The sequence below is a fragment of the Mobiluncus mulieris genome (assembly GCF_014204735.1).
Lineage (GTDB): Bacteria > Actinomycetota > Actinomycetes > Actinomycetales > Actinomycetaceae > Mobiluncus > Mobiluncus mulieris.
Map to the genome: position 1 here is coordinate 593557 of NZ_JACHMA010000001.1, position 24087 is coordinate 617643.

The following is a 24087-nucleotide window of genomic DNA, read 5'->3' on the forward strand; positions in this document are numbered from 1 at the left end:
TGGGTCAGTGACGCGGGGTGGAGCAGTTCGGTAGCTCGCCGGGCTCATAACCCGGAGGTCGTAGGTTCAAATCCTGCCCCCGCTACCAAAGCCTTGGCTGCTCTAACGGCAAACCCTGAAAGGAGTGCTGTTATGAGCACACTACCACAAGGCTCGCTTTGGCGACCGTTATTTGATGATTTTACGGCGTGTCTTCTCGCCAAAGGTACCCGCCCGAGGACTATTGAGACTCGGTTGAATTACTTGCAACGACTGGCAAGAACGGGTGTCGAGCCTGGTGAGGTGACTGAGGAAGTTTTGTTGGATTTCTCGGCGTGTCATGATTGGATGCCGGAGACTCGGCATTCAGCTTTTAGTTCGTTTCGTCAGTTTTTTGCTTGGGCGTATCGTACGGGGCGTTTGGAGACGGATCCGGCGGCAGGTCTTCCGGCGATTAAGCGCTTTGTGCCGCCTCCCAGGCCTATTTCTGAGTTGGATTTTGAGGCCGCGTTGGATCAGGCCGATGAGCGTACCCGCCTGATTTTGCTGTTGGCGGGGAAGATGGGCTTGCGTCGTAGTGAGATATGTTTGGTTCACGCCAGGGATATTCAACAGGATTTGTTGGGTTATTCCCTGGTGGTTCATGGGAAGGGCGGTAAAACCAGGGTGGTGCCTATCCCGGATAGTCTCGTGTTTCCGCTACGCCGCGCTGGCGAGATTGGAGGCTGGGTGTTTCCGAGTCTCACCGCGCGTGAGGGACACTTGACCAGCGGTACGGTAGCGAAGCTGGCGAAGCGTGTGTTACCAACGGGGGTGTGTTTGCATCAGTTGCGTCATCGTTTCGCTACTATTGTCTATCTGCGGACTAAAGACCTACGTGCGGTGCAGATGTTGTTAGGACATGACAAGGTATCCACTACCCAACGCTATGTCGCGATGGATGACCAGCGGCTTCGACTGGCCGTGAACTTCGCCGCCTGAACACAGCATCATCTAGGAGATTGTTGCCCGCCCCCGGTTTTCCGGGGGCGGGCAACAGTAATTTGTGTAGAAGTACCAAAAATTGATGGAAGGGATGAGTGTATGGTGAGTAACGGCCAGAGCGAGGGTACTAAGTGGAGTGGGCTAACGAGGTTCGTGTTGTTCCTCACGATTGTGCTTGCCGTGGGTAGCTTTGTCCTGTCGTTTTCAGGGTTGTATGATTTCTCGTTGACTTGTGGGTATCACCCGTGGTTGGCGTGGATTTGGCCGCTCACGATTGACGGGGTGATTGTCGCGGCCACTATCGCGGTGGTGGCGTTCTCCCGCCGCCAAGACACGCGGCTTTGGTATGTATGGATGGTACTCATTCTGGCTTCGATAGGGTCGATAGCGGGGAATATCGCCACGGTGATTTTCGGGCTACACACCTACCAGGTTTCTAACATCTATGTGCTGGCGGTGGGTAAGGCTATCCCGCCTATCGGGTTGATACTCATGACGCACATGTCTGTGATGCTCGCCGACCCACACCCCAAGACACCCAAGATTGAGGCCTTGGGTGCCGAGGTAACGGCGGCAATCCCGCCAATAGAAACAGGGATGCCGGTAGTTGAAGAAGTGGACGTGTTGGGGATGGCACCTCAGGAAACCGCCACGACCCCAGTACAGGTAGAGCCAACCCCGCCAGAAGAACTCTCGACAGCAGCACCAGTACAAGAAGAACCGGTAGAGGTGCCAGTGGAGATTGAAGAGTCACCAGTGGTGACGGATGAAGAGGTATCCCTGGTGGAAGAACTACCTGAAAGTGTACCTACGCTGAGCACCGATGGGGGTAAGCATGAAACGCCGGGGGAGGGTGAGGAGATTCCGAAACGGATTTTGAAGACCCTACAGTTCTTGACTGAGTGCCGGGAGAAACAGGTCGCGGCGACCCCGGAAGGACTAGCCGAGGCGATAGGGGTTTCTAGGGACACCGCGAGGCGGTATCTGCGAGAGGCGCAAACATTTGAAAGCGAGGAAGACGAGCATGAAAACCATGAAGACCAAGAGAATTAGGAAAACGATAGTCAGTCATCGGGAGGTAGACCTTTTAGACAACTTGAAGGTCGTGAAGTGTCTAACAGTGCAGCCGAAAAAGGATAGCGTCGCGGTTTTGGACGCGATTACCGGTAAGCACTTGTTCGACGCTCCGGACATGGAATCGTTCGAGTCTAACGTGGCCAGGCCGGTAAACGTTCAGCTAAGAGAGAACCTGTGGCTGCGTCTGCCAGTGGAGGGTGGGGTGTTCCAGATTAAGACCCCAGTGTTGTACGAGCGGGCAGCGAAGTTACTGGCGCGCCGCCGTCTGGGACGCAAGAAACGCCAACTATTGGAACAGATTGGGGTTATCTACAGCGGGCAGAAAACCACCAGTCCGGCGCGTCCCGCCCCTGTGGTGGCGGAAACTTTGGTGAATCTACCCGTAGTAGAAGAACCAACAACCGACGAGGCGGTGACACTCACCCTGTCTCTACCTAAGGTGACTGAGGACAGCGAGGCTGGGCAGACCAGGATCTTTCCCAGAGTCAAAACCGAGGTTAAGCCCGCGCCGGTAGCGGTTATGCCTCGGAAGAGGGAGCGGCGCAACCCGAGGCGGGGCATAATCGTTCGGAATCTTGCTATCGGCTTCGCTGCGGGAGTAACTGTTATCGCTGGTGTTGGTGGTGGCGCGGTCGCGCTGGTGAAAATGCTGGAAGCACCCAGCCCAGCACCAGCCTATAGCGCGAGTAGCAGTGCTACCCCGTCTACTAGCCCAAGCGGCGCGAAGCACCGTAAAACCAAGGAAAGTGACACGCCGGGGGATCAGCCCGCGCCCCAGGGTGATAACCCTACAGAGACCCTGACGGGACAAGGCGCGTCGCCCGCGCCAGGTGCGGCAGTGGGTGCCCCGACAGCTGCTCCGGCACCGGCTCCGGCGGTGACGGTGACCCAGCCAGCCCCGGCTGCGCCGCAACCGACCGTGACCGTGGTGCAACAAGCCCCGCCACAGCGGGCAGAAAACCACCAGTCCGGCGCTCCGGCACTGGCTCCTGTGCAAACGGCTACTAGGCAGGAGATTCCGGTTACCAGTCTGCATACCAATGTTGCGTCGCGGGCGGGGACTGTCTCTTTCAGCGCCACTACTAGCGGGGCGAACCCACCACCGGTGACCGCCAGTATCGGAGGACAGACCATCACTCTATCCGAAGGTAGTGGAAGCATTTCGGGACTAGAACCCGGACTGTACACATGGAGCACGAGGTGCGGATCACTAACTAACACCGGAACAATTAACGTCTCGTAAAGGGAGGAGGGAACTATGGAGATTAAACCAATTCTGAAAATCGGGGACACGCCACTTACACCAGACGAGCAACAAATCGCCGACACAGCAGCAAGCCACCTCGAAATCGCGCGGCAGTCAATCTGGGAAATAAACACACGTCTCGTTATGGAAGGTAGGCCATCCCTCGAAGCCTGGTATCTTGCCTTGCAGCTCGATAATCTTTGCGACTACATCGAGGCGTGACAGCATGGATTCAACACTGAACGCACTATTCGTTATCGCGACCCTGACCACAGCGGGTTGGAAACTGCGGGGGTATTGGGAGCAACACAAATGGGCGCGCCGCGCCACGTCTAACATCAGCGGTAAAACCATCACCCTGACCGGGAGAGGAACCGACGGGACAACCCGTGAGTGGCAGTCCTCCGAAATCTGGAAAGATGGTAGCGACATCTAAATCAGATTCGAGCGAAGCTGACAAGAGAAATTTCCGTCTTTCCGTTCCCCGCCAAAACTTTCCGTCTACTGTTGGTGGTTTGGGTGTTTAGCGGCTATCTGGTCGAGGTATTCGATTAGGGAAGGTATTTGTGAAGAACCTGCGGCTGGAAACAGGGTATCTCGGTTCGTCACGAATTGTTTTTCACGGTGTAGGGCTTCGTCTGTCCGGTCGATGAGCCATTTTGGAATCTCGCAGCCTTTAGAATACGTTTTCCACTTTGCCTTGAGTGCGCCTAGCGCGGCCTCGTTAGTGGTGGGGCGTGAGGGGTTATCGAAGTGCTGCAAAAACCAGGCTTCTATCGAGGCCGACTGTATTGCTACGCGGTGATTCAAGGGAGCTTGGGAAATCCAGTGTTCCAACATGTCTTGATGTACAGCATTCTGATCAGCGTCACATACTATCCAGATGCAACTGCTGCTTTTCGTTCGTCGATTCCACCGATTCTCTTCGCGCCTGGCCAGCTCTATCAGATTCTTTAGAGAACTGTGAGGGTTAGAGCGCCGCCCGCTACCACCGAGAAACCTGGGCACGAAAGTTCCTGTGTAACGAAACTCTAGTAACGCTTCGATGTAAGCTCTTTCCGTGGCTCCCTCAACGCATACGTATATCGGGACGCGCGGCGCGCGGAAGCCCGCCGAAATGGAACGCCGGGCGTGAATCGGGCGGGAACGTTTCTTAGCTGCCATTTTTCCTCAAATACGTGGAACCCCGCCGAGACGGCCTGACATGTAGAAAGACAGTAAATCCGCGTCTTTGCGAACCCCGATGCCGGAATAGTCCGAGACGCGGGTCAGTTGCGACTGCCCCCCTTGCTTTTCGGCTAACCAGATTTCATCACGACGCAGCAAATCAGAGCGCATCAGTTGTACCTCATGGGTAGTGAAAATCAACTGGCGGCGGTTAGACTCATCTAAATCTTCTAGGAAGCACCTAATGAAATCCTCCGTCAGTTTAGGATGCATGGAATTTTCCAACTCGTCAATAACAAACACGCTACGTGAATCCTCTTCTCGGAGCTGGAACAGCACCGGCAAAAGGTTCATGAATCGCTGGGTACCTTTGGATTCCTCACGCAACGGAATCTTGAAAGCCACAGGTTCCGTCTCGGGTGACGTGGAAAATGTGTGTTTCGCGGCTAGGCGGCGTGCCCGGGGCTGTCCGTCGTGATAGTCAAGTACCGCGTAGTCACTGGCTGCACCGCCGATGATAAACGACCCTCCATTATCCGCGAGTTGATCCACCAGGTGCTCGATTTGCTCCGCTTCCAAGGGTAGCGCTTCTAGCTTTACTTCCTCTAACACCAGTCCCGTAATACCTGTATCCGCGCGAGTCAGTCCGGCATTCATAGCGCCAGCAAATAAATCATCTGCATCAAAACGACTGGGAAGGTAGACAAATTCCGAGTCAGGATAGATGATGTTGAGTTGCTTGGCAAACCATCCGTAAGCTGCTTGCACATGCGGCTGCTCGGCCAAAGGGTCAGAACCTACTGCCCCCAGCAAAGTTTCATTAGGCGCAATCACTGCCGCATGAGAACGGATACGCGGGTTTTCTTCTAACTCTGAATCGACCTCTACGGTGTTATCTTTTCGTTCAAAGAGAAATACCTCTCGGGAGCCGTGTCTCACCAGCAACGCCTCGCGATGAATCCGACGGCGGTCAGCGGCAAGCTCATAGACTAAAACCGCTTCTCGCGAAGTTTTACCCACACCTCCCAAAGTGACCAAGAATTCGATAGAAAACGAAGATGGCTCCTCGCGCCCCTCCGGCAAATGCGGAATCACCGGCAGCGCGGCACCCGGACGACGTGCCCCCACGATAATACTCCGCAAAGCCGAAAGCGCCTCAACCAGCGTTGATTTACCCGCCGCATTAGCCCCGTAAATCGCTCCAACCGGCAAGATACGCCCGCGCCCCACGCGGGCGAGGCATTCACCGTGCTTACGTTCACGAGTCGCCATCATCGTAATCTCTACCGAGTCGTAATAAGATTTCCAGTTCGAGACCATGAAAGAGCGTAGCACCATCACCACCACCTTCAAAACACTTGCCGCAATTTATCTGCATCAATTGTAACCAAGCGTGGTGGGGAATGCAACACCCTGACTGAGAGAGGACCCGGCGGGGATTTCCGATTTTCCTGTGCCGGGAAAAATTTCCGCCTGGGAAATTTCCGTCTTTCCGTTCCGGGAAAGATTTCACCGACGGAAATTCCGGGTTGTCCGTTTCCGGGAAAATTTCCGTCCGGGAAATTTCCGCAATTTCCGCGCCGAGCGTTTTCCCGGAAATCTTTCCGCTGGTTTCCACCCGGGAAATTTCCGTCTTTCCGTTCCCGGAAATTTTTCCTCCGGCGGAATTTCCGTTTCCCGGTTCCGGGGTAGATTCCCGTCCGGGAAATTTCCGGAATTTCCGCGCCGAGCGTTTTCCCGGAAATCTTTCCGCTGGTTTCCACCCGGGAAATTTCCGTCTTTCCGTTCCCGGAAAAATTTCCGCCCCGGTGTTGGGTGTGGTTGCGGGAAGGAGGATAGTGTTTCCGGTGGTGGGGTGCGCACTGTTCTGGGTGTGTTGTGGTTGAGTCTGTCCTGGTGACTATTTGCCGACTGTCGGGACTATCGGAGCCGCAAGGTAAGCATCTTCACCCAGCGCCTCGCTCTAGCCTTCGTAGTCGTCTCTTCGTTTCCTTACCGGCCTTGGCACTAGTTCTCTAAATCGTCTCACCCTTGCCCTGGAAGTCACTTCCTGGCACTGCCTCGTTGTCGTTTTAGCTCTCAAGATGATAGTATTAATTTCAAGTTAAAAGTTCAAAGCACATCTGGCACTAACCAGGTTAGTGATTCGTGGTGCGGCTCGCAGGAGGAGGTGAAGCGGGTGCCTTGGTGTGTTTGCTCTGAGTGCTCTAAATCCTTCAGGAGCGCTACCTCCGCGCGGCTCACATGCAGCTCCATTTGTCAGGACAAACGGGCTTTACGTGTTCGTGCGACACGAAGAACCCGCGCCCGTCACTTGCGGTGTCGGGCATGTTTTTACTGCGGGAAACTGACAGTCATGCCGCCGCGCCAACGCTACTGTAGTGTCACTTGCCGAGACCGAGCAAAGTATCTCCGCCGGAAACTTTCCGGGGGATTTTTCCGTGCGGAAATTTCTGAACAAGAAACTTTCCGGGAAAACGGAAACCCGGAAATGTCCAGTCATTTCCGTAACGGAGATCTTTCCGGGAACGGACGGGCAGCTTTCCGTAAACGTAATATTCCTGTTTCCGGATTTCTTTCCGTCGGGACGGAAACGGAAATTTTTCCGGGGGATTTTTCCGCGCGGAAATTTCTGAACAAGAAACTTTCCGGGAAAACGGAAACCCGGAAATGTCCAGTCATTTCTGTAACGGATGGTACTCCGGAAATTCTTTCCGGACGGAAACAGGCAGACAACTTTCCGCGTGAGGCGCGCCTGATGTTTGCGGCTATCACCCGGGAGCGAGGTGATAGCTGATGATGAGCGTGATAGCGTTACACGCCACCGGGAAAGAAGGCGCGGCAGGAATCGTTAATTATTTGATGGACTCTGTATGTGATGATGAGGCGCGAGGGAAAGGTATGAAAGGCGCTACGGCCTACTACGCCGAGGGCGGCACCCCGGCAGGACGCTGGATGGGTGGCGGCCTGGCGGGACTTGGTAACGCCAGCGTTAGTCTCAGCGCGGGAGACAAGGTGGAAGCCACCCAGCTACTTGATCTTATCGGGGACATGGTAGACCCCCTCACTGGTGAACAGCTGGGCAGGAAACCTCAGAAAGCAATCAATACCGAGACACGAAAGTTCGACCCCTCCTGGGGTGAGGAGATGAAACGCGCCTGGGCGGCGCAACAGGTAGAGAAGTCGAAAGAGAAGCAAAGCCGCGCGGTTCATGGGTTCGATTTAACTTTCGCTCCCAGTAAAGACATATCGGTTCTTTGGGCTTTATCCGATGAGGATACCCGCGCGGTGATGGAGCAATGTCACCGCGAGGCGATAGAACAGACTCTTGCCATGCTGGAAGACAAGGCGCTGTTTACTAGGCGCGGCAAGGGCGGTGTGGAGCAGGTTAAAACAGGTGGGCTTATAGCTGCTGGTTTCAATCACTGGGACACTCGCGAGGGCGACCCACACTTGCATACGCATGTTGTGGTGGTAAACCGGGTGCAAGGCCCAGACGGTAAGTGGCGCACTATTGATTCCCGCCACGGCCTGATGCCCGCCGTGGTGGGGCTTAGTGAAGCCTATGATTCAGCGATTATGGACAGGCTCACCGAAAGGCTAGGTTTTGACTGGACTGAGGTGTCCACCACGGTTAGCGGGAAACCAGTGTGGGGGATCAACGGGCTGAACCGTGATTTGGTTAAAGAGTTCTCCACCAGGCGCGGGCAGATACTACGCGAGCGTGGCGACGGGGCTACTCGTGAAGACGACAAGAAAGCTTGGTCAGACACACGTAAGGATAAACACCACCACCAGCTAGGCGAACTCACCCGGCAGTGGCGGGAGCGAGCTTTGAGAATACTCGGTAAAAACCCCGCATTCACTCCCATCCAGGCCACTGCAACCGGCGTGGCCAGTATTGACGAGATAGCAGTAATGGTTATCGACAATCTACAAAAGGAGCGCGCCACGTGGGGGATTTGGAATATGCAAGCCGAAGCACACCGGCTCCTGCGTAAATACCGTTACCACTACGACCAGCGGCAGGCCGTAGTGGATCAAGTTGTGGATAAAGCCCGTGAATTAACCGTACAAATCACGGGTGGTGACACTCGGCCAGTAACCGAGACCTTCCAACAGGAGAACACCGCGCCCGCCGTCAGCGCGGCGGATCGCTACACCACCCGTCGGATACTAGACGCGGAACGTCTCCTCTTGAATGGTAACGACAGCCCTCAAGGCCCAGCCCTACAGTACGACCAGGCTAACCAGGCTCTCGAAGCCTGGGTATCCGAAGACGGATTCAAGCTCGATAGTGAACAAATCGGCGCGGCCTTCGAGATAGTAACCTCAGGGCGGGCAGTAGACATATTGGTAGGACCTGCGGGGGCAGGTAAAACCACCACCCTTTCCGCTCTGGTTGCGGCGTGGAAGACCGCCGGAGTACCAGTAGCTGGTTTTGCCCCTTCGGCAGCGGCAGCGAAGGTCTTGGCCGAAGCCACCGGACAGGCCGCTACTATCGCCTCATGGACGGTGAAACCGCAAGCTTTCCAGCCCGGGCAGCTAGTTATCGTGGACGAAGCTGCGATGTCTGCGACTCTCGATTTGGCAGCTCTCGCACAAGCTACCCGTGAAGCCGGAGCGAAGCTCCTGTTGGTGGGAGACCACCACCAGCTCTCGGCGGTCGAAGCGGGCGGAGCATTCTCCATGCTGGTACGTCATAACACCACCACTATCCGGGATGGGGGTACCGGTAGGGTTATCACTCAAAAAACGCCACCCACTTTGGAAGGTGTGCGGCGTTTCCGGCAACCCTGGGAAGCCGGGGCATCCCTTTTACTGCGTGAAGGGAAAAAGGAAGCCGTTAAAGACTACCTGTTGAATGACCGAATCAAAGGTGGGGGAGACACTAGCCAGGTCGCCCAGGCAATCCTTAAGGCCTGGTGGGCGGATTACACTGCGGGTAAAACCAGTCTCATGTTGGCTCATGACAACACCAGTGTTAACACGCTCAACGAGGGGGCACGCGAACTCATGATCCAGGCCGGAATCGTGGACACCAGTAAAGAAACCACCCTACGTGGCGACCAGGCAGCCGGGGCGGGGGATACTATCGTCACCAGGCTTAACGACAAGACCCTTGGGGTTATCAACGGGCAAGTCTTTACCGTTACCCGGATTAACCGCGATGGTGGTATTGACGCACGCGACCAGCAAGGTTTTACCCACCGGCTACCCGCCGAGTATGTCAAGAAGAACGTGGAGCTGGGATACGCCGGGACGGTACACCGCGCCCAGGGGCGTACCGTAGACACAGTACACACTATGGTCACTGAGACAATGACCCGCCAACAACTCTACGTCGCGATGACCAGGGGACGGGCGAATAACACCGCTTGGTGTGTCACTCAAGCCCCCGATATAGACGGTAACCCCACCGGGCAGCTCGACACGCTAGACGTTTTCACTGCAGTAGCTACATCTAGTGGTGGGGAGAAGTCCGCTACCGAAATCATGGAACTCACCCAAAATGAGAATCAGGGCAAGTCTTACCGGATCCTGCTAGGTGAATACGAGAAAATGTGTGCTATTGAACGCGCGAAATACTGGGCTAAGACTATCGCGCCCGCTGGGGTCAGTCCCGAGAATGTCAGGAAACTAACCGGGATACTCGCCACCCCGGAGTGGACCTGGCGCACCGCCGCTATGGATCAGGCCGTTACCGAAGGGCGGAAACCAGAAGAACTGCTACCTCGTAAGGGAGGGGAAACACCCCAAGAATGGATCCGGCGGCTCGACGCTCTACCCCCTGCCCCCGGCGTATCCCCGATACCCCAAGAATGCAGCGAACCAGACCGCCAAGTTCTCGCCACCCGCCGCCAAGAACTAGGGGATAGAAAAACAAAAGCGTACACTGATGCGATTAGCGCTCCGTGGTGGGCTAACACTGGCGGGCGTGCGCCCATCAGCCAACACCCAGCCTGGCAGCGGGCTATGATGCAGGTCATAGAATGGCGGCTAGCTGCTGGATGGGAAAACCCCAACCAGGCTCTACCACATGCCTCAACCCAGCCCGGATACCTCCAGGCGACACAGGCACTAGCAACCGCCAAGCGGCTCAACGAAATGGCTGGCGGCGGGCAACCAACCATGGTACCCACCACCAGCCAAACAACAGGACTGGAAATGTGAGAACAGTCCACACATGTACGCCTAGGAAATGTCTACCTGTTGCCCTTGGCTTTGTTGTGAGTGGTGCAAAGCATTTCACAGTTACTCAAGTCGCTTGCGCCACCTTTCGACCAAGGGGTAACATAATCCGCATAAGACTTACACATAAGCAAATTTTACTCTCGTATGTACATACAAACCTTTTTATTCACCCCCCACCCACACATACTCCACGCGGAACCCCAGGCCACGAAATATTTCGCCAGTAAACACCCCACAGCGGTTCTGCAAATCCAGCGTTTCGAAATGCCGCCCCGGCACAAGCGCCGACTCGAACCGGTATAAATACACCTGCACCGCCTTGGTTTCCCCCAGCTCGGCTTCCATCCGTTCGGCATACTCTATAGCCGCTTCGGCGTTATCCCAAAACCGCCGGTAAACCCCCGTCACCCACTCATATATTTACGGCGGTGCCGATGTGAGCCCGGCAATCCACCGGCGCCCACTCCGCCGGGCAACCCCAAATTTCTCTTGCAGCACCATCGGGGTTACCCCGGTCACGGTCGCCGCCACCATAAATTCTGTTTCCACACATGTCCTTCTTTCGCTAAGGAAAAAGAGGGGCAGCACCCCCCCTTTTTCCCCAAACTGCCTATTTTAGAGAATCACAAAAATCGGCTGTATCCTACACTTCTGCGTCCTCGAAAGCCGCGCCTATCTCGCGGTTGCGAGCTTCCGCCACCTCACGCATACAATCGAATAAAGCGGGGTTTTCTTCCCGCGTCATATGAAAATCACATTTGTAACACCACGTTTCTCCCAGTCGGGGGTTGAGATTCTTGTCGCATTTGCTGAGCTGAGTGAATCGTGCGGGCTACTTCTAGGGGGTCTAAGCCGCATCTACACCCGGCCAGGTTTAACGCTTCCCAGGCGTTTTGGTCTGCGTTGTTTTCTGCCATGCGGCACGCCGCCCAAAAAAGTGTCCGGTTGCGTTGCCCCTCGGCTGCGGTTTCCACGACGCGGAGAACACCGCGCCATTTATCCGTGTTCTTGTATCCGATGAATCGGGTCGGTCGAGAGGCAACACTTGGGGCGGGTTTAGCTGCTAGTCTCTTGACGTTACCGACTGTCAAGGAGGATAGCGCGCCGGGAATCCACTTGTATGGCATCCCCGTTTCCGGGTGTAAAGACGGCGGGGCGATAACATATCCTTTACCGCCTTCTTTCAAATCCACCCCCTCAGGCAGGTTCCGCCCATACAAGGGAATACCGGGGTGGCGGAAATAGTAGTGTGTCCCACCGTCGCCACGCCCAGACTCGACACGGAGAGTCTCTGGAAGTCGCCCTATTTTCTCTTGTAGAGCCTCTAGACTACCCCCGTTGCGGGGATCTACATCAAGCACCAGTAGGGTTTTAGGTAACGCCAGGCCGATAAGCGCATTTGGGTATTCTTTCCACCAGCGGCGAATCATCCCTAAATCTGTGGTAGCCGATTTGAACCCACCACGCACGTAGGGTGCTTTCGGGTGTTCCCGCCCCGCTTCCTGGCAGGGAAACACCGGCCAACCCCGACCCGCTAGTTCAATAGCAGCAAGCAGCATAGAATCACTCACAGTCGAACAAGTCTCTTGAAATTCGTTGTTCATGATTTTTCCTTTCCCTTGGAGGGTCTCAAATGGGTTTTGTCCCACTTAGTACTGTGGGGTGTTTCCTGGAAATAAGGGAAAGGAAAACCTGGATCAGTTCAATGTTTTCTTATTGTGGTGGCGGGGCTACTGGGGAGCCGTGCGTGTAGTATTCCAGGTGTTCCAAGTTGCCTTGCTCGTCGTATTCGACTATTGCCGGGCCGCTCTCGCGGTGAAGGTTGCCGTGGCGGTAATACTTGTGTAGCCACACCTGGTTATTGGGATGCCATGCTACTATCGCAGGTGCCCCCGCGCGGTGGAGTTCACCGGCGCGATTGCGGTATTCCTCGCGCCACACATTCCCAGTGGGGTAGAAAAACGCGGTCTGGGTACCTTCCACTGTTTTCACTGTTTTCTTTATCGGCGTGCCATTCGGCCATTTCTTGCTCATCAGTCTTCTTTCCTGTGTTTAGGATGCCGGGTTTTGATTTTGGATACTCGCCATATAGTCACCCCACCAGCTGCTAGTAACACCAAGGACAGTGATCCCACATACGGGTTCATGCCCGTTGTGGCTAAGCCTTTATTTTCATTTGACGCTACCGGGGGATAATCAGGCGTGATTACGAGGGTTTCACTATCAGCCCCGCAATCACCCTGGGCAAGTATCTTTCCTTCTCCGTCATACACGGTTTCCTGGAAGTGATACTGCCCCGAGATTCTGGTTTTAAACTCGCCAGTCTTCAACGTAGCCGGGGTAAACGGTGGAACCTTCAACTTCTCAGAAGTCCACACCGGAACCTGACAGGTTTTCGCCTCACCAGCCTGGTTGTAGAACAGTTTCACCACCACATAGGAATCCTTCGGGAACGCGCCCTCCAAGTAAACCAAGTCATGAATCGGATCCCCAACATGTTTACCCTTCGGGGCTTGCGCAACAGTCCACACCCGGCGCGGCTTCTCAACCTTCACGGTCTCTGAATCCTCACCACACTTACCCTGGGCAATCAGCTTCCCGTGACGGTCAAACACGCTTTCACGGAAATGATACTGACCATCCATAGTGGTTACATACGGATTCGTGGCGTAACGCCAAGGAGAACGAGTGAGCAGAATATTGCTAGAAGTCCAAATCGGCTTCCCACAAGTCTTCATCTCACCAGATTGGTTGTAGAACAAATCCACTGTCGCATACGCACCCTCAGGTACTGTGCCTTCCACGATCAGAAGATCATGAATCGGTTTACCTACCAGCTTCCCCTCAAGTGCTTGCGCCTCAGTCCGCACCTTCAACTTCGGCGCGGGAGGCGTAGAAGGAGGCGTACCCGGCGTAGGAGGAGTAGAAGGAGGCGGTGGGGGAGTCCCCGGAGGCGTACCCGGCGTAGGAGGAGTAGAAGGAGGAGGCGGGGTACCAGGCTTCTCAACCTTCACGGTCTCTGAATCCTCACCACACTTACCCTGGGCAATCAGCTTCCCGTGACGGTCAAACACGTTTTCACGGAAATGATACAAGCCCTCTTTCTTAGTAGTAAAAGACCCGGTAGCATACTCCCCAGCGCCACGATTAAGCATTACCTTAGCGGAAGTCCACACCGGTTTACTACAAGTCTTCGCTTCGCCAGATTGGTTGTAGAACAAATCCACTGTCGCATACGCACCCTCAGGTACTGTGCCTTCCACGATCAGAAGATCATGAATCGGTTTACCTACCAGCTTCCCCTCAAGTGCTTGCGCCTCAGTCCGCACCTTCAACTTCGGCGCGGGAGGCGTAGAAGGAGGCGGTGGGGTACCAGGCTTCTCAACCTTCACGGTCTCTGAATCCTCACCACACTTACCCTGGGCAATCAGCTTCCCGTGACGGTCAAACACGTTTTCACGGAAATGATACAAGCCCTCTTTCTTAGTAGTAAAAGACCCGGTAGCATACTCCCCAGCGCCACGATTAAGCATTACCTTAGCGGAAGTCCACACCGGTTTACTACAAGTCTTCGCTTCGCCAGATTGGTTGTAGAACAAATCCACTGTCGCATACGCACCCTCAGGAATTTCACCGTCCACAATCAGAAGATCATGAATCGGTTTACCCACCAGCTTCCCCTCAAGTGCTTGCGCCTCAGTCCGCACCTTCAACTTCGGCGCGGGAGGCGTAGAAGGAGGCGGGGTTTCGTGTTTGCATAGTGTGATGTGTATCAGCCCCATGTCACGCCCGTCCTCGTCAGGCCTAGACATGATATGGTGTACATTTTTGTTGGCTTGCAGGTTGAATTTCTTCTGGTAGAGGGTATGGCGTGCTGTAGGGAATAGGTTTCGGTAAACCTTTGATTCATCTGCGCCTAATAGTGCGTCTTTGTTTTTCATCCCATAGAGGTCTTCGTCTTTACGGGGGAGTCTCGCTTTGAGCCATTGCTGTTTTAGAGCTTCTTGGGTTTTCTCGTCTTGTAATTCGGGGTGGTTCACTATGTCGAAGGGTTTACCTGCTTCTTTTTCGTAGTGGGACAAGAATTGCGTGTCTAGGTTTTTACTGCATTCTTCTTTCCCGAAACACGGTGCATTCGTCGTTTCGACTCTGCCTTTAGTGGGGTTTTCCACTCTCAACAGGTTGGGCATCTTTTCGAAGTTGAGGTGGGGTTCGTCTCCTAGTATCCGGGTCAAATCTCCGTCTACGGTGGCGCGTACTCCCAACCAGTTCACGCCGTTGGGGGTTACCTGTTTCTTGAGGGTTTCCACGTCTTTGGGGTCTTGATAGTCGGGGAGACGTGGTAGCGAGAACTCCTCGAAGTCGTTCATGGATTGGCAAAATTCTTCGTGAGCGCCAGCGCCTTCCGAGGAACACTTTCCCGCAGCCCCGGCCACCGCCAGAGGAAACCACGCCTCCTTATCCACTACTACATCGGCTTCCAGGTAGTAATTCGCTACCCCAGCAAAGATTTTACCCAGTCGGATTCCTTGGTAGAGACGTGCATTTAAGAGCTGGCTTTTGTTTTCTGCTAAGAATTTTTCGCGGGCTGTGGCATAGGCTTGCTCCCATTGCTCGAATTTATCAAAGTCATTCCAGTCAGGTTCTGGGTGTATTTTCTTGTACTCCGTATCCCAGGCAATACGCTTCTCGTCTAAAGCTTTACTGTCTTTATAGGTGGAATACTCCTCAGCATCAGGTTTAAGGAAAGCTGTTTTGAGGGGAGATTCCCATTTCGAGGGGCAAAGCGTTTCCAAAACTTCCCACCGGGACTGGCGCATTTTCTTCTGCCAATAATCCCCGCCAAAGCGTTTAACAGTGTCTTTGCCTCCGTAAAATGCCTTGAAGTATTCCTCAGCCGCAACCGCTGCTTCGGGTGCGAAACCTAAACTATCTCGGTTTACGGTTGCGCAATTGTTTGTGACTTTGCCATCCTCGGTTCTCTCAACACTGACCCCGATTTCTTGGGTGAAGCCTTTGACCTGCCTGGAGGCTTCCCCATTCTCACTCCAAGACATGTCAGAGTATCCTATAGAATCCAGGGTTACCTTCACATTCTTAAAAGTCTTAGGCACAAATAATACTGCCCCCACCGCGCCGGACGCATAGTCGGAAGAATACACAAACGGAGATACTTGTACCAGTTGTTTAATCCGCAGTGTCTGCCCAGGCTTTTCCACGCAGTAATCCCCATTGCACGTGTTGGTAGCCCCGTCCAACCTGAAAACAACGTTACTATCCTCCCCAAACGCAGCCGCGTAAGTTGGGTGGGTAGTATAAACGGTAGATACTATTAATGTGACAGCGAGGAAGACGAGCATAATTAGTTTGGAAACCGTCCTTATTTTTCGCATAAATTTCTCCATTTCATGGTTTATAGGTATTTAGCCCACCAGGCTTTATCAGTGTTTGCTAACTGTTCACCGGCCCAATAGTTCAACTGCCACGGTTTGTGTTCTCCTGTGGCACATGAAGAGTTTTGTACCAGCCGTTCTAAACACACCCGCGCGGTTTCCAAATTTCGGATATAAGTAATTACCTGTTCGCCTTGAGAAACCGGCGCGAAGCAGCATTTGTACGACCCATACAGCCCCGAGAGAATCGCTACCAGTGAGAGGTGTGAGGCCCAACACGGGGGTATAGTCCTGTCGTTAAACCCGAACTGTAGCGTGAGTTCTTGCACATACCGGCTGATTTCCTGAATCCGCCCGATATAGCTCTCTTCATCCAACCCAGCTAAATCCAGAGCCGGGGGAAACATTACACCCTCAGAATCCGGCGGACCTCCCGACTCGGGACGTGGGAGATTACCCTCGCGTGGGGTGTGTCTCCGGCGGCGGGGAGCGTCGAACACGGAGACGGAACCCTCCGCCGCCGTCCCCGTTTCTTCTAAAGCCTGGAGCGCGTGTGGGCTGGGTGCGGGAGGCGGATCCTCAGCCGGGCTGGCCGCCCACAACATTACCTCCATGAACTTGGTAAGTTCCGGGTTCGCCTCACCCACACGCCCATCAGTAATGAACTGTTCATCACGTGTCCAGTCCTCTACCTCTACTGTTTGCTCACCTGCAAGCAAAACATTATCGCTATTCTCAACGCTCATTCTTTGTCCACATCAGCGCCGATACGTTTACCGATAGCCTCGGCGCGGATCTGGATAATCTGTTGCTCCTCCGCAGCGGCTTCGGATAGATACTGATAAACCTCCAGCTTGCCGGTGACTACAACTGGATCACCCTTGTGGTAGTTATCCCGAATTTCCTTAGCTAGCCATCCCCACGCCACACAAGGATAGAAAGCAGTTCGAACCGTTTGCCATTCCCCATTCTCATCACGATACGAATCATTAGCCGCGATGCGGAAATAGCACCGGCACCCATTTTTCACCTCAGAAAATTTCGGATCCGCAGTGAGATTCCCCGTGATACCAACATCGAAACTTGCTTTAGACATGACAACATCCTTCCTAGAACATCTCAATGACCACACTTTTGTGTGCCCTCACTATTTACTGTCGCCCGCCCCCGATTCCAACAGTGGAATCATGGTTTATAAAAGCTGGTTTTAGGAGGTGCGCCACAAACGCATTTTCGCTACTAAATCCCGTTGATGCACGGGGGTCTTGCCGGATTTAGGAAGCCGATCCATCACGGAATGTAGCAATGCGTGACACCCTCGACACAGTGGAATTAGATCATCGTAGGCTTCGTTGCCGATGCGATTATAGGTTAAATGATGCAAATCCCCCCGCCGGGCCGTCCACGGAGCGCCACACCCTAAACAGGAAAGCGGCACGCCGCCCGCCACTTCAACAGCTTCACGCTCCCAGCGCTCACGGCGGGCATACCACCGGCGGCTTTTAATATAAGCCGCGTAGTATGCCCGCCGCTTGAGATTCACGTTAGTGGGTTTATCCCCGAAGCGTTGCCGCATTTTGCTACATCCCTGGCTGGTCTATCCGCACCAGTGGGGGTGGCACGTTTGCGGTTTCATGAGGTGCCACCTCAATGGCAGATGACTGAATACCGGTCTCTTTCAAAGCCTGTGCCGCAGCTCCTACTGGTGGTATTTCTAGCGGCGCGAGTGGATCGGCCACTCCCACAGACGCAGCGATACTAGCGGAATGCTCACCCGCCCGCCGCCGGGCACTATCGAGGGTTTTACCCACCATTTGCGTAACATTTTCCGCCCCCGCCCAGGCGGAATCATAGCCTTCTTGGATAGGCCACGTGTTTAACCCATACGCCATGTTTAACATGCCCGCCACCACATCAGCCTCGACTTCTTTCCGTCCCCGCCTAGTGGAATGCTGCCCGGCGTGCCCCATAGTGATATGTCCAAGCTCATGAGTAAGCGCCTCTACTTGAGTAACAGTATCTTCGGAGCGAATTAGCACCAGGTTCTCTCCCGGAAGCGTAAGCGCACCCAGGCTTGCGCTTACCATACGGTCATCCATCTCCTGGCCAGCACCGAGACGTACCCCGTATCCAAGCCTCCTTAACTCTGCCGCCACCGCGTCTCTAACCAGGTCAGGTGCTGGCGCGGTTTTATCCCGCGACACGATGGGATACCCCTCAGTTTGGGACACATCAAACACTGTTGAGGCTTGGAAACCGAAGACTTTAACCTTGGGAACAACCCCCTCCGGGGGCTGTTCTCCCGAGCGTAAAACACGCATCTTCGGTTTACCACCCGCCCCTACCACGCCGGAAGGTATCAACCGGCCCGTAACGGGACGCAGAATCTTCATTCCCTGCTGCCCGGTCTGTACATGCCGTCCTCGGGTTTTCCACTCGTGGAAACCCAGGCAAGCTGTCGGCCTGTCAGCGGAAACCAGCCCGGACTCCTTGAGTTGCGCGAACTGGAATAACACCAGAGCCGTGTTTCCCACACTACGCCCCGGCATCCCCACCGCGCCTTCCACGAAACCGCGTAGCTTTTCAGTATCTACTAACCCCGCCACCACCGCGTCCATAGATTCCCGCCACGTCCGGGCTTGCTCTTCACGGTCAGCAAGCCAACCCGGCTTCTCAACATCCACATCACTCATAAATAGTCCTCCTTATCCAAGGAAAAATTTTGCCTCACCTTGTACTATGGGAGGCTCCCGGTTTTCACATGCCCACCGAAGCACTAGTATTCGCTGCCGGGGGTGTAGACGCGGGTTTAACTATTTGTGTTTTGAGTGTTTACCTGTTTTGAGTCCGTAGTAAGGGTTATAGTCCCTGTCCCGGTGGGGGATGAGGTCTAGCAGAATCGGAGCGATAGCTCTGGAAATAAGTAAAGCGGTGCCGAGTGGCAGGGCGCGTACTTGCGCTGGGGTAAGCACTTGTTCTTGGTGCTCGGAAATGTTACGGGTTTTAGGGCCGTTGAAATTATCCGACATGGAGGTTTTATACACGGTGCGTTGCCCTGTGATTTTTGATACCGCCTCTAAATCGGATTGCTCGGTTAGGCCGCCAAGGATGATCCGGGAGGTGGCTGCACCCCACAGGGCTTCAGCGGTTTCACGTCCCCACTTGTCCCTAGCCTGGGAAATTGACTGCAATACCGCGAGGGTGGTTACTCCAGAGCCGCCCCCCGCGCTGATCATGTCCGGCAGGGCGGGGAGCTTCGCGATATTAGCCAACTCATCGAGAGACAGCAGCAGCGGGGGGTCGAGTCGGTTACCTTCAGATGTGTTTGCGAGGTTCCGAGACGCGGTGTAATAGAAGTCTTCTACTAGAGCGGCGATAAACGCCGCCGCCATTCCACCAGAATCATCAATCACATACAAGGTACCCCGAGCTTTAATGAACTCCGCCACGTTCAACACCTCATCCTCTGTGGGGGACAGCGCCGCCAGTAAGGCCGGGGACATGAGGGGTTTCACAATAGCGGCTTCTACTTGGGACCAGATGTTAGCCAGCGTTTTCGGATCCGAGCCATGTAGAGAACCATCCAGGGTGACAGCCCACCCTTCAGCCGCGTTTTCGTGTGTTTGCAACACACGGATTGCGTCTTCGGCGCGCCCTGGGGACGCGCCCCACTCGAATATCTGGCGGGTACCACCCCCCGCTAGGGCGGCGGCGTGCAGCAGCGGGGAAATGATTTTTTGCCCTTGTGTTTCCCAAAACGAGGCATTTTCCACGCCTTTAGCGGAATTCGCCGTGAGGGCACTAGCGCGGCGCATAGCTACAGCCGGGTCTTCACACCCCTGGGTAAGTGACCATTTTAAGGCTTGCACACCTCCGGGGAATTTCGCTTGCCCTGTGGGGCTAAACACCCCCACAGGTCCTTTCAAACGCCGCCATTTCAGAGTGTTTTCCATGTTCTCAGCTCTCACTGAGGTGGAAACCACCGCCCCGGGAGCCTCAATCAGAGTGGGTAACACGAAATTTTGGCCTTTACCAGACCGCGCGGGGCCTATCAACATGCATGAATCTTCTATCGACAGCCAAACGTTTTCACCCCGCGAGGTGCCAAGAAGATAACCCACATCACGCGGCTGAGGATCAGGATGCGTGGGACGCAGCCATTTACCGGCCTTAACGATTTCCCGCCCGGTCAAAGCCCGGAAATCACGCCTGGTTGCAAGTCCGGGTTGCAGGTGCGGGTTCCACTGCTTCTCACTACCAGACCGGTTAGCCCACACGCGCAACACGGCCACAGCCAAGGCAAGGACTATCACTATTTCTATAGTGAAACTCACCCAATACGCCAACGGGTGAATATCCATCCCGAATGCGGCCTTCATATCCACTGGGTGAGTCAAGAGCGTGAACAACGCACCTGATGGAGGCCAAACCCACTCCCCGCGAGAAAAACCGTTTACCACCACAGCTGGGAAACTTACCAGTATCCACAGGCCTATCAGCACACCCAGTAGCGCCAGCCCGGCGTTCGTGAGGGAATCCGCGTTGCCTTTACCTTCCATCCGGTCATTCCTCGTGGTCTATCATGGCCGCGTCAGTGTTAGTCAGCTCGATTTCTTTACGACTGCGAAGATGGTTCACTATGAACATGCGCCGGCCTACTATCCACAAGCCCTGCCCCGGGGTCAGCTCGGGGATACGCTCAGTAGCAGTGTTATTTAAACCCAGAATCCGCGCAGTGGCGGGCAACTGGTCAGGTGCCTGTTTATACACGATACGGATAGACGTATCAGCCAACAGTCCCTCCGCAAGCGCGCGTTCTTTCGAGCCTTGCGGACCTACCGCCTCCAAATCCGAGAAACGGTGTAACACCAAAACGTTTGAGATGCCCCAGGCGCGTGAAAGCTTCCACTGGTCTTTCATGCGTTCCAACAGTGAGGATTCACCCATCAAACGATGCGCTTCATCATAGATAATGAAGCGCTTACCCCCGTCTGGGTCACGTAAAGCGGCTTCCATCCACGCCGCCGTGCATGTCATCAGCAAGGGAATAGCGGGAGCACCAGGCCCAAACGCCGACAAATCCACTGACACCATAGGTAGTGACGTGTCGAACTTCACAGTAGAAGGACCGTCGAAAGTACCGCGTAAATCGCCTTGCACCAGCCGTAACAACACATGCCCCACCTCACGCCCCATCTCAGCTAGCTCCACGGTGGATCCCACCCCGGTAGGCAACTGCGTTTCTTGAGGATTCAACAGCTCTTCTACCACCTGGGTGATAAGCGGCGTGGCATGGCGAGCCGCCACCTCGTCTAGCGCACACGTCAAAGCCGTATACTCAAGAGGTGCCAACCCGCGCCCCAACATAACCGATGCTAGGGCGATGAGTAGCCCGAGCCGGTTGGAGCGTACCATCACATCCCATTCCCGGTCTGTAATCGCCTGGCCGTGAACATCACGCGACGGGCGGACACCAGCATCAAGAGGGTTTAACCGGTGTGGTGACGCTCCCCCCAGCCTGATTGCTGCGCCTCCCAGCGCCTCAGCAACCGGGGACCACTCGCCTTTAATATCCCCAGGGACATAAGATTTCCGGCCCATAGCCGCGCCGCGAATCGTTAGCGATTTCATTAGCGAAGACTTACCCTGTCCGATAATCCCCGCCAGGGAAATATTCGGGTTCGTTATCAAACGCCGCTCATACAAATCCCACGGGTCGAAACAAAACGCCCCGCAGTTATAAGCATCCTGCCCGATAAACATGCCCCTAGCACCCAGCCCGGACTCCGCCAGAAACGGATACAGCACACGCAAAGGCCGCATCGTAGCCCGTGACGGGCGGACAGCGCCAGGCCTCCAAGACCTGCCTACTTCCGGGCCAGGCAAACCTTCCGGGTGTAGATAATCCCCAACCCACAGTTGTTTTTCCTGGTCGCGGCGGTGTTTACCCTCGCCGGCGCGCCGTTTACGGTTTTCCCTCGCTAGTTGCTTCTCACGGCGTAACCGGGCGCGGCGAGTCTTCTTGTCTTCCTCCCCGACAATCAGGGTTCCGAAGTCTGTAGTCACAGCCCCACTCCTTTGAATTTTGGTAGCCCCTGGCAAAGCGGCAGTGCCGCAGCGGGAAACAACGTGGCTTGCTGACCGTAGAGTACACGTAGTTCACAGCCCGCCTCGATAGCTGAAGATTTCACTGACTCTACCGCCTGGGTCAGCTCCGTTTTACCTTTAGCCGAGACAGTGACCAGACCCGCATACCACACGTCCGTGTGCCCCGCCGCCACATCAGCCAGATGCTGGGTTGCGGCCTGTTCGTCTTGGTCGTTCAAAATCGTGGAAATCTGACCCGAGCGTTGCCGCTCCGCAGCGGCGATAGCCTCGTTAATCACCTCACGTTTCGCTGAGGACATAGCCTTATCCCTCGGGATAGGCTCGAAAATCAGGCTAAACGCCACCCGGATACCCGGATGCACCACCAGCGGGCGGAGGAACCCCGGCCACGCCGGGATACCCGGCCACGAGATAAGCATTGTTTTATGTATAGCCGAGTCAGTCTCATAGGTCGCCCAGTTTTCCTGCACCGCCATCGGCCCCGCGTGGGGAACATACTGTCCCAGAGAAGGATGCTGATCCAGCTCTACTGCCGCTGCGGGGTCGTACGTCGTGCGAATCAGATGCGCTAGCTCCGGGCGGGTAAGCCATTCACTAATCTTCAACTGTGCGCTCTGGGTAGCCGTCTCAGCGGTCACCATCCGCTCTGCCATTACCTTTACCGCGCCGGTGATACCACCACCATAAGCCTTGATAGTAGCCTCACATTTACGTAAATCCAGGCTAATCGCAAGCAGGGTCTCATGCCGCTCTGTAGCCCCACCCAGCTCCTGAATCAAATCCTCATATGACTCAGAAGCCACCGCAGATAGCGACTGGGCTTTCATCTGTTCCCAATACTGGGAGATGGAATACCCCGAATCCGGGATAGAACGGGTGAGGACCTGAATCCGCCAAATCCCGTCCGAAAGCGCCAACGTGGAAACCATACGCGCAAACAACACAGACTTTTCCTGTTTCGCCTCATCCGAGAGTAGCAGGAAATCCCCATGTGATACACGGCCTATCGCGACTAGGGTTTTACCGTTAGGGTCATGTATCAACGCAGCCCCCGTACCCACATCCTCCACGAGGCGCAAAGCCGCCGCGCGACCCGGTAGCGCCAGTGTCCCATCCGGGCGCGGCGACAATATCCGATACTTATACCTATCCTGACGTGTTAGTTTCCTTGCCATTAGCCCTATCCCTATCGGTAGCCATTCCACCAGCTTCCGGTCGCCTACCGGTATTAGCCCCGATAGCATCAAACCACCCCACAACGGGAACCCCCACAAGGCTCGGTTAAAACCGAAAACTAGCGTGAGAACAATAAATAACACCACCCCGGCAAGTAAAGCCGCCACCGGGGTAGCACCCAGCCCCAGAAGCAAACCCCGCGTCGAGGAACGCGGAATCTGCTCTGGTTGAACATGCGAAGCGGGCATGACTTAGCACCAGCCCACAGTCTGCCCAACTGTCGAGTAAACATCCCACAGCCCATCACTTTTAATCTGTTGCCCGATACCAGAAGCCCACTTAATCAGGAAACTTGACGCGCCAACCACAATCGCCGCCATAATCGAGATCAACACCCCAGTCTTCCCGCCGGAACCCATACCCGCCCGGCCAGAAATCGAGCCGATAGCCCACACCACCGCCGAGGCGATAGCAGCCAACACTAACAAGACAATAACCGCCGCCATCACACCACCCACCAGGTTTTTCAACTGAGTCAATCCGGGAACCCCTGACATGTTAGGAGACACCCCCGGATCAAAACCATCAAACCGCGCCAGGGTAGAAAAAAACAACGCACTCACAGTGGCAACAAAAACGCTAATAGACATAATCTTTATCCTTCCGGTAGAAAACTTAGAAAACCAAGACCACACTTTTGTGTGCCCTCACTATTTACTGTCCACCACCCCCGGAAAACACGGACGGAAACGGGAGCCAGTC

Annotated in this window: 24 protein-coding genes and 1 tRNA gene; 8 read left to right on the top strand and 17 right to left on the bottom strand. The window is 54.9% G+C overall.

Annotated features, from left to right (window positions below):
• Nucleotides 1–11: 11 nt before the first annotated feature.
• The 6 genes from F4555_RS02685 (at nt 12) to F4555_RS02710 (ending at nt 3722) form a co-directional block, all read left to right on the top strand.
• A tRNA-Met gene (locus tag F4555_RS02685) sits at nt 12–88 on the top strand.
• A 44-nt stretch (nt 89–132) separates the two neighbouring features.
• Nucleotides 133–960, top strand: coding sequence for a tyrosine-type recombinase/integrase (locus tag F4555_RS02690; RefSeq protein WP_081455750.1), 828 nt, complete (start codon nt 133–135; stop codon nt 958–960).
• A gap of 102 nt (nt 961–1062) precedes the next feature.
• The gene (locus tag F4555_RS02695; protein WP_115325476.1) at nt 1063–2016 is read left to right on the top strand and encodes a DUF2637 domain-containing protein; all 954 of its coding nucleotides are present in this window, start codon (nt 1063–1065) and stop codon (nt 2014–2016) included.
• Nucleotides 1988–3283: a hypothetical protein gene (locus F4555_RS02700; protein WP_004015082.1), complete on the top strand. Its 1296-nt coding sequence runs from the start codon at nt 1988–1990 to the stop codon at nt 3281–3283. Before F4555_RS02695 ends, F4555_RS02700 begins: the two co-directional genes overlap by 29 nt.
• 15 nt (nt 3284–3298) lie before the next feature.
• Nucleotides 3299–3508 (top strand): hypothetical protein, encoded by a 210-nt coding sequence (locus F4555_RS02705; RefSeq protein ID WP_004015081.1) that lies wholly within the window; start codon nt 3299–3301, stop codon nt 3506–3508.
• Between the two features lie 4 nt (nt 3509–3512).
• Nucleotides 3513–3722: a hypothetical protein gene (locus F4555_RS02710; protein ID WP_004015080.1), complete on the top strand. Its 210-nt coding sequence runs from the start codon at nt 3513–3515 to the stop codon at nt 3720–3722.
• A gap of 65 nt (nt 3723–3787) precedes the next feature.
• Here the strand turns inward: F4555_RS02710 and F4555_RS02715 are convergent, their stop codons facing one another.
• From F4555_RS02715 to F4555_RS02725, 3 genes are read right to left on the bottom strand one after another with little or no spacing between them, the layout of a single operon-like run.
• Entirely contained in the window at nt 3788–4450 is a 663-nt protein-coding gene (locus F4555_RS02715; RefSeq protein WP_115325475.1) for an RloB domain-containing protein, read from the bottom strand.
• A 6-nt stretch (nt 4451–4456) separates the two neighbouring features.
• Nucleotides 4457–5791, bottom strand: coding sequence for an AAA family ATPase (locus F4555_RS02720; protein ID WP_081455748.1), 1335 nt, complete (start codon nt 5789–5791; stop codon nt 4457–4459).
• Nucleotides 5712–6071, bottom strand: a complete 360-nt coding sequence (locus F4555_RS02725) for a hypothetical protein (protein ID WP_050773772.1) — start codon at nt 6069–6071, stop codon at nt 5712–5714. Before F4555_RS02725 ends, F4555_RS02720 begins: the two co-directional genes overlap by 80 nt.
• An 873-nt stretch (nt 6072–6944) precedes the next feature.
• Between F4555_RS02725 and F4555_RS02730 the strand changes: the two genes are divergently transcribed.
• Together F4555_RS02730 and mobF are read left to right on the top strand one after the other, a co-directional pair.
• A complete protein-coding gene (locus F4555_RS02730) occupies nt 6945–7250 on the top strand; it encodes a hypothetical protein (protein WP_147286460.1) in 306 nt (101 codons plus the stop codon).
• On the top strand, nt 7250–10627 hold the full coding sequence (gene mobF, locus F4555_RS02735; RefSeq protein WP_115325472.1) for a MobF family relaxase: 3378 nt from the start codon (nt 7250–7252) through the stop codon (nt 10625–10627). Before F4555_RS02730 ends, mobF begins: the two co-directional genes overlap by 1 nt.
• 32 nt (nt 10628–10659) lie before the next feature.
• Here the strand turns inward: mobF and F4555_RS02740 are convergent, their stop codons facing one another.
• The 14 genes from F4555_RS02740 to F4555_RS02800 form a co-directional block, all read right to left on the bottom strand.
• Nucleotides 10660–10773, bottom strand: coding sequence for an HNH endonuclease (locus tag F4555_RS02740; protein ID WP_115325471.1), 114 nt, complete (start codon nt 10771–10773; stop codon nt 10660–10662).
• 37 nt (nt 10774–10810) lie between these two features.
• The gene (locus tag F4555_RS02745) at nt 10811–11056 is read right to left on the bottom strand and encodes a hypothetical protein (protein WP_115325470.1); all 246 of its coding nucleotides are present in this window, start codon (nt 11054–11056) and stop codon (nt 10811–10813) included.
• A 12-nt stretch (nt 11057–11068) separates the two neighbouring features.
• Complete coding sequence (locus F4555_RS11060) at nt 11069–11197, bottom strand: hypothetical protein (protein ID WP_004015074.1); 129 nt, start codon at nt 11195–11197, stop codon at nt 11069–11071.
• Between the two features lie 203 nt (nt 11198–11400).
• Nucleotides 11401–12252 (bottom strand): bifunctional DNA primase/polymerase, encoded by an 852-nt coding sequence (locus tag F4555_RS02750; RefSeq protein WP_004015073.1) that lies wholly within the window; start codon nt 12250–12252, stop codon nt 11401–11403.
• Nucleotides 12253–12361: 109 nt separating this feature from the next.
• Nucleotides 12362–12682 carry a toxin-antitoxin system YwqK family antitoxin gene (locus F4555_RS02755; protein WP_004015072.1) on the bottom strand — a complete coding sequence of 107 codons (321 nt, stop codon included), beginning with the start codon at nt 12680–12682 and terminating at the stop codon, nt 12362–12364.
• Entirely contained in the window at nt 12682–15867 is a 3186-nt protein-coding gene (locus F4555_RS02760) for a hypothetical protein (RefSeq protein WP_115325469.1), read from the bottom strand. Before F4555_RS02760 ends, F4555_RS02755 begins: the two co-directional genes overlap by 1 nt.
• A 194-nt stretch (nt 15868–16061) precedes the next feature.
• On the bottom strand, nt 16062–16787 hold the full coding sequence (locus F4555_RS02765; RefSeq protein WP_115325468.1) for a hypothetical protein: 726 nt from the start codon (nt 16785–16787) through the stop codon (nt 16062–16064).
• Nucleotides 16784–17137 (bottom strand): single-stranded DNA-binding protein, encoded by a 354-nt coding sequence (locus F4555_RS02770; RefSeq protein ID WP_115325467.1) that lies wholly within the window; start codon nt 17135–17137, stop codon nt 16784–16786. Before F4555_RS02770 ends, F4555_RS02765 begins: the two co-directional genes overlap by 4 nt.
• Nucleotides 17138–17248: 111 nt before the next feature.
• The gene (locus F4555_RS02775; protein ID WP_115325466.1) at nt 17249–17617 is read right to left on the bottom strand and encodes a hypothetical protein; all 369 of its coding nucleotides are present in this window, start codon (nt 17615–17617) and stop codon (nt 17249–17251) included.
• Between the two features lie 4 nt (nt 17618–17621).
• Entirely contained in the window at nt 17622–18734 is a 1113-nt protein-coding gene (locus F4555_RS02780; protein ID WP_115325465.1) for a hypothetical protein, read from the bottom strand.
• A 120-nt stretch (nt 18735–18854) separates the two neighbouring features.
• Entirely contained in the window at nt 18855–20600 is a 1746-nt protein-coding gene (locus F4555_RS02785) for a type IV secretory system conjugative DNA transfer family protein (RefSeq protein WP_115325464.1), read from the bottom strand.
• Nucleotides 20601–20604: 4 nt separating this feature from the next.
• Nucleotides 20605–22107: a putative type IV secretion/conjugal transfer ATPase gene (locus F4555_RS02790; protein WP_115325463.1), complete on the bottom strand. Its 1503-nt coding sequence runs from the start codon at nt 22105–22107 to the stop codon at nt 20605–20607.
• Entirely contained in the window at nt 22104–23573 is a 1470-nt protein-coding gene (locus F4555_RS02795) for an SCO6880 family protein (RefSeq protein WP_115325462.1), read from the bottom strand. Before F4555_RS02795 ends, F4555_RS02790 begins: the two co-directional genes overlap by 4 nt.
• Nucleotides 23574–23576: 3 nt before the next feature.
• On the bottom strand, nt 23577–23975 hold the full coding sequence (locus F4555_RS02800; RefSeq protein WP_004015062.1) for a DUF6112 family protein: 399 nt from the start codon (nt 23973–23975) through the stop codon (nt 23577–23579).
• Nucleotides 23976–24087 lie beyond the last annotated feature (112 nt).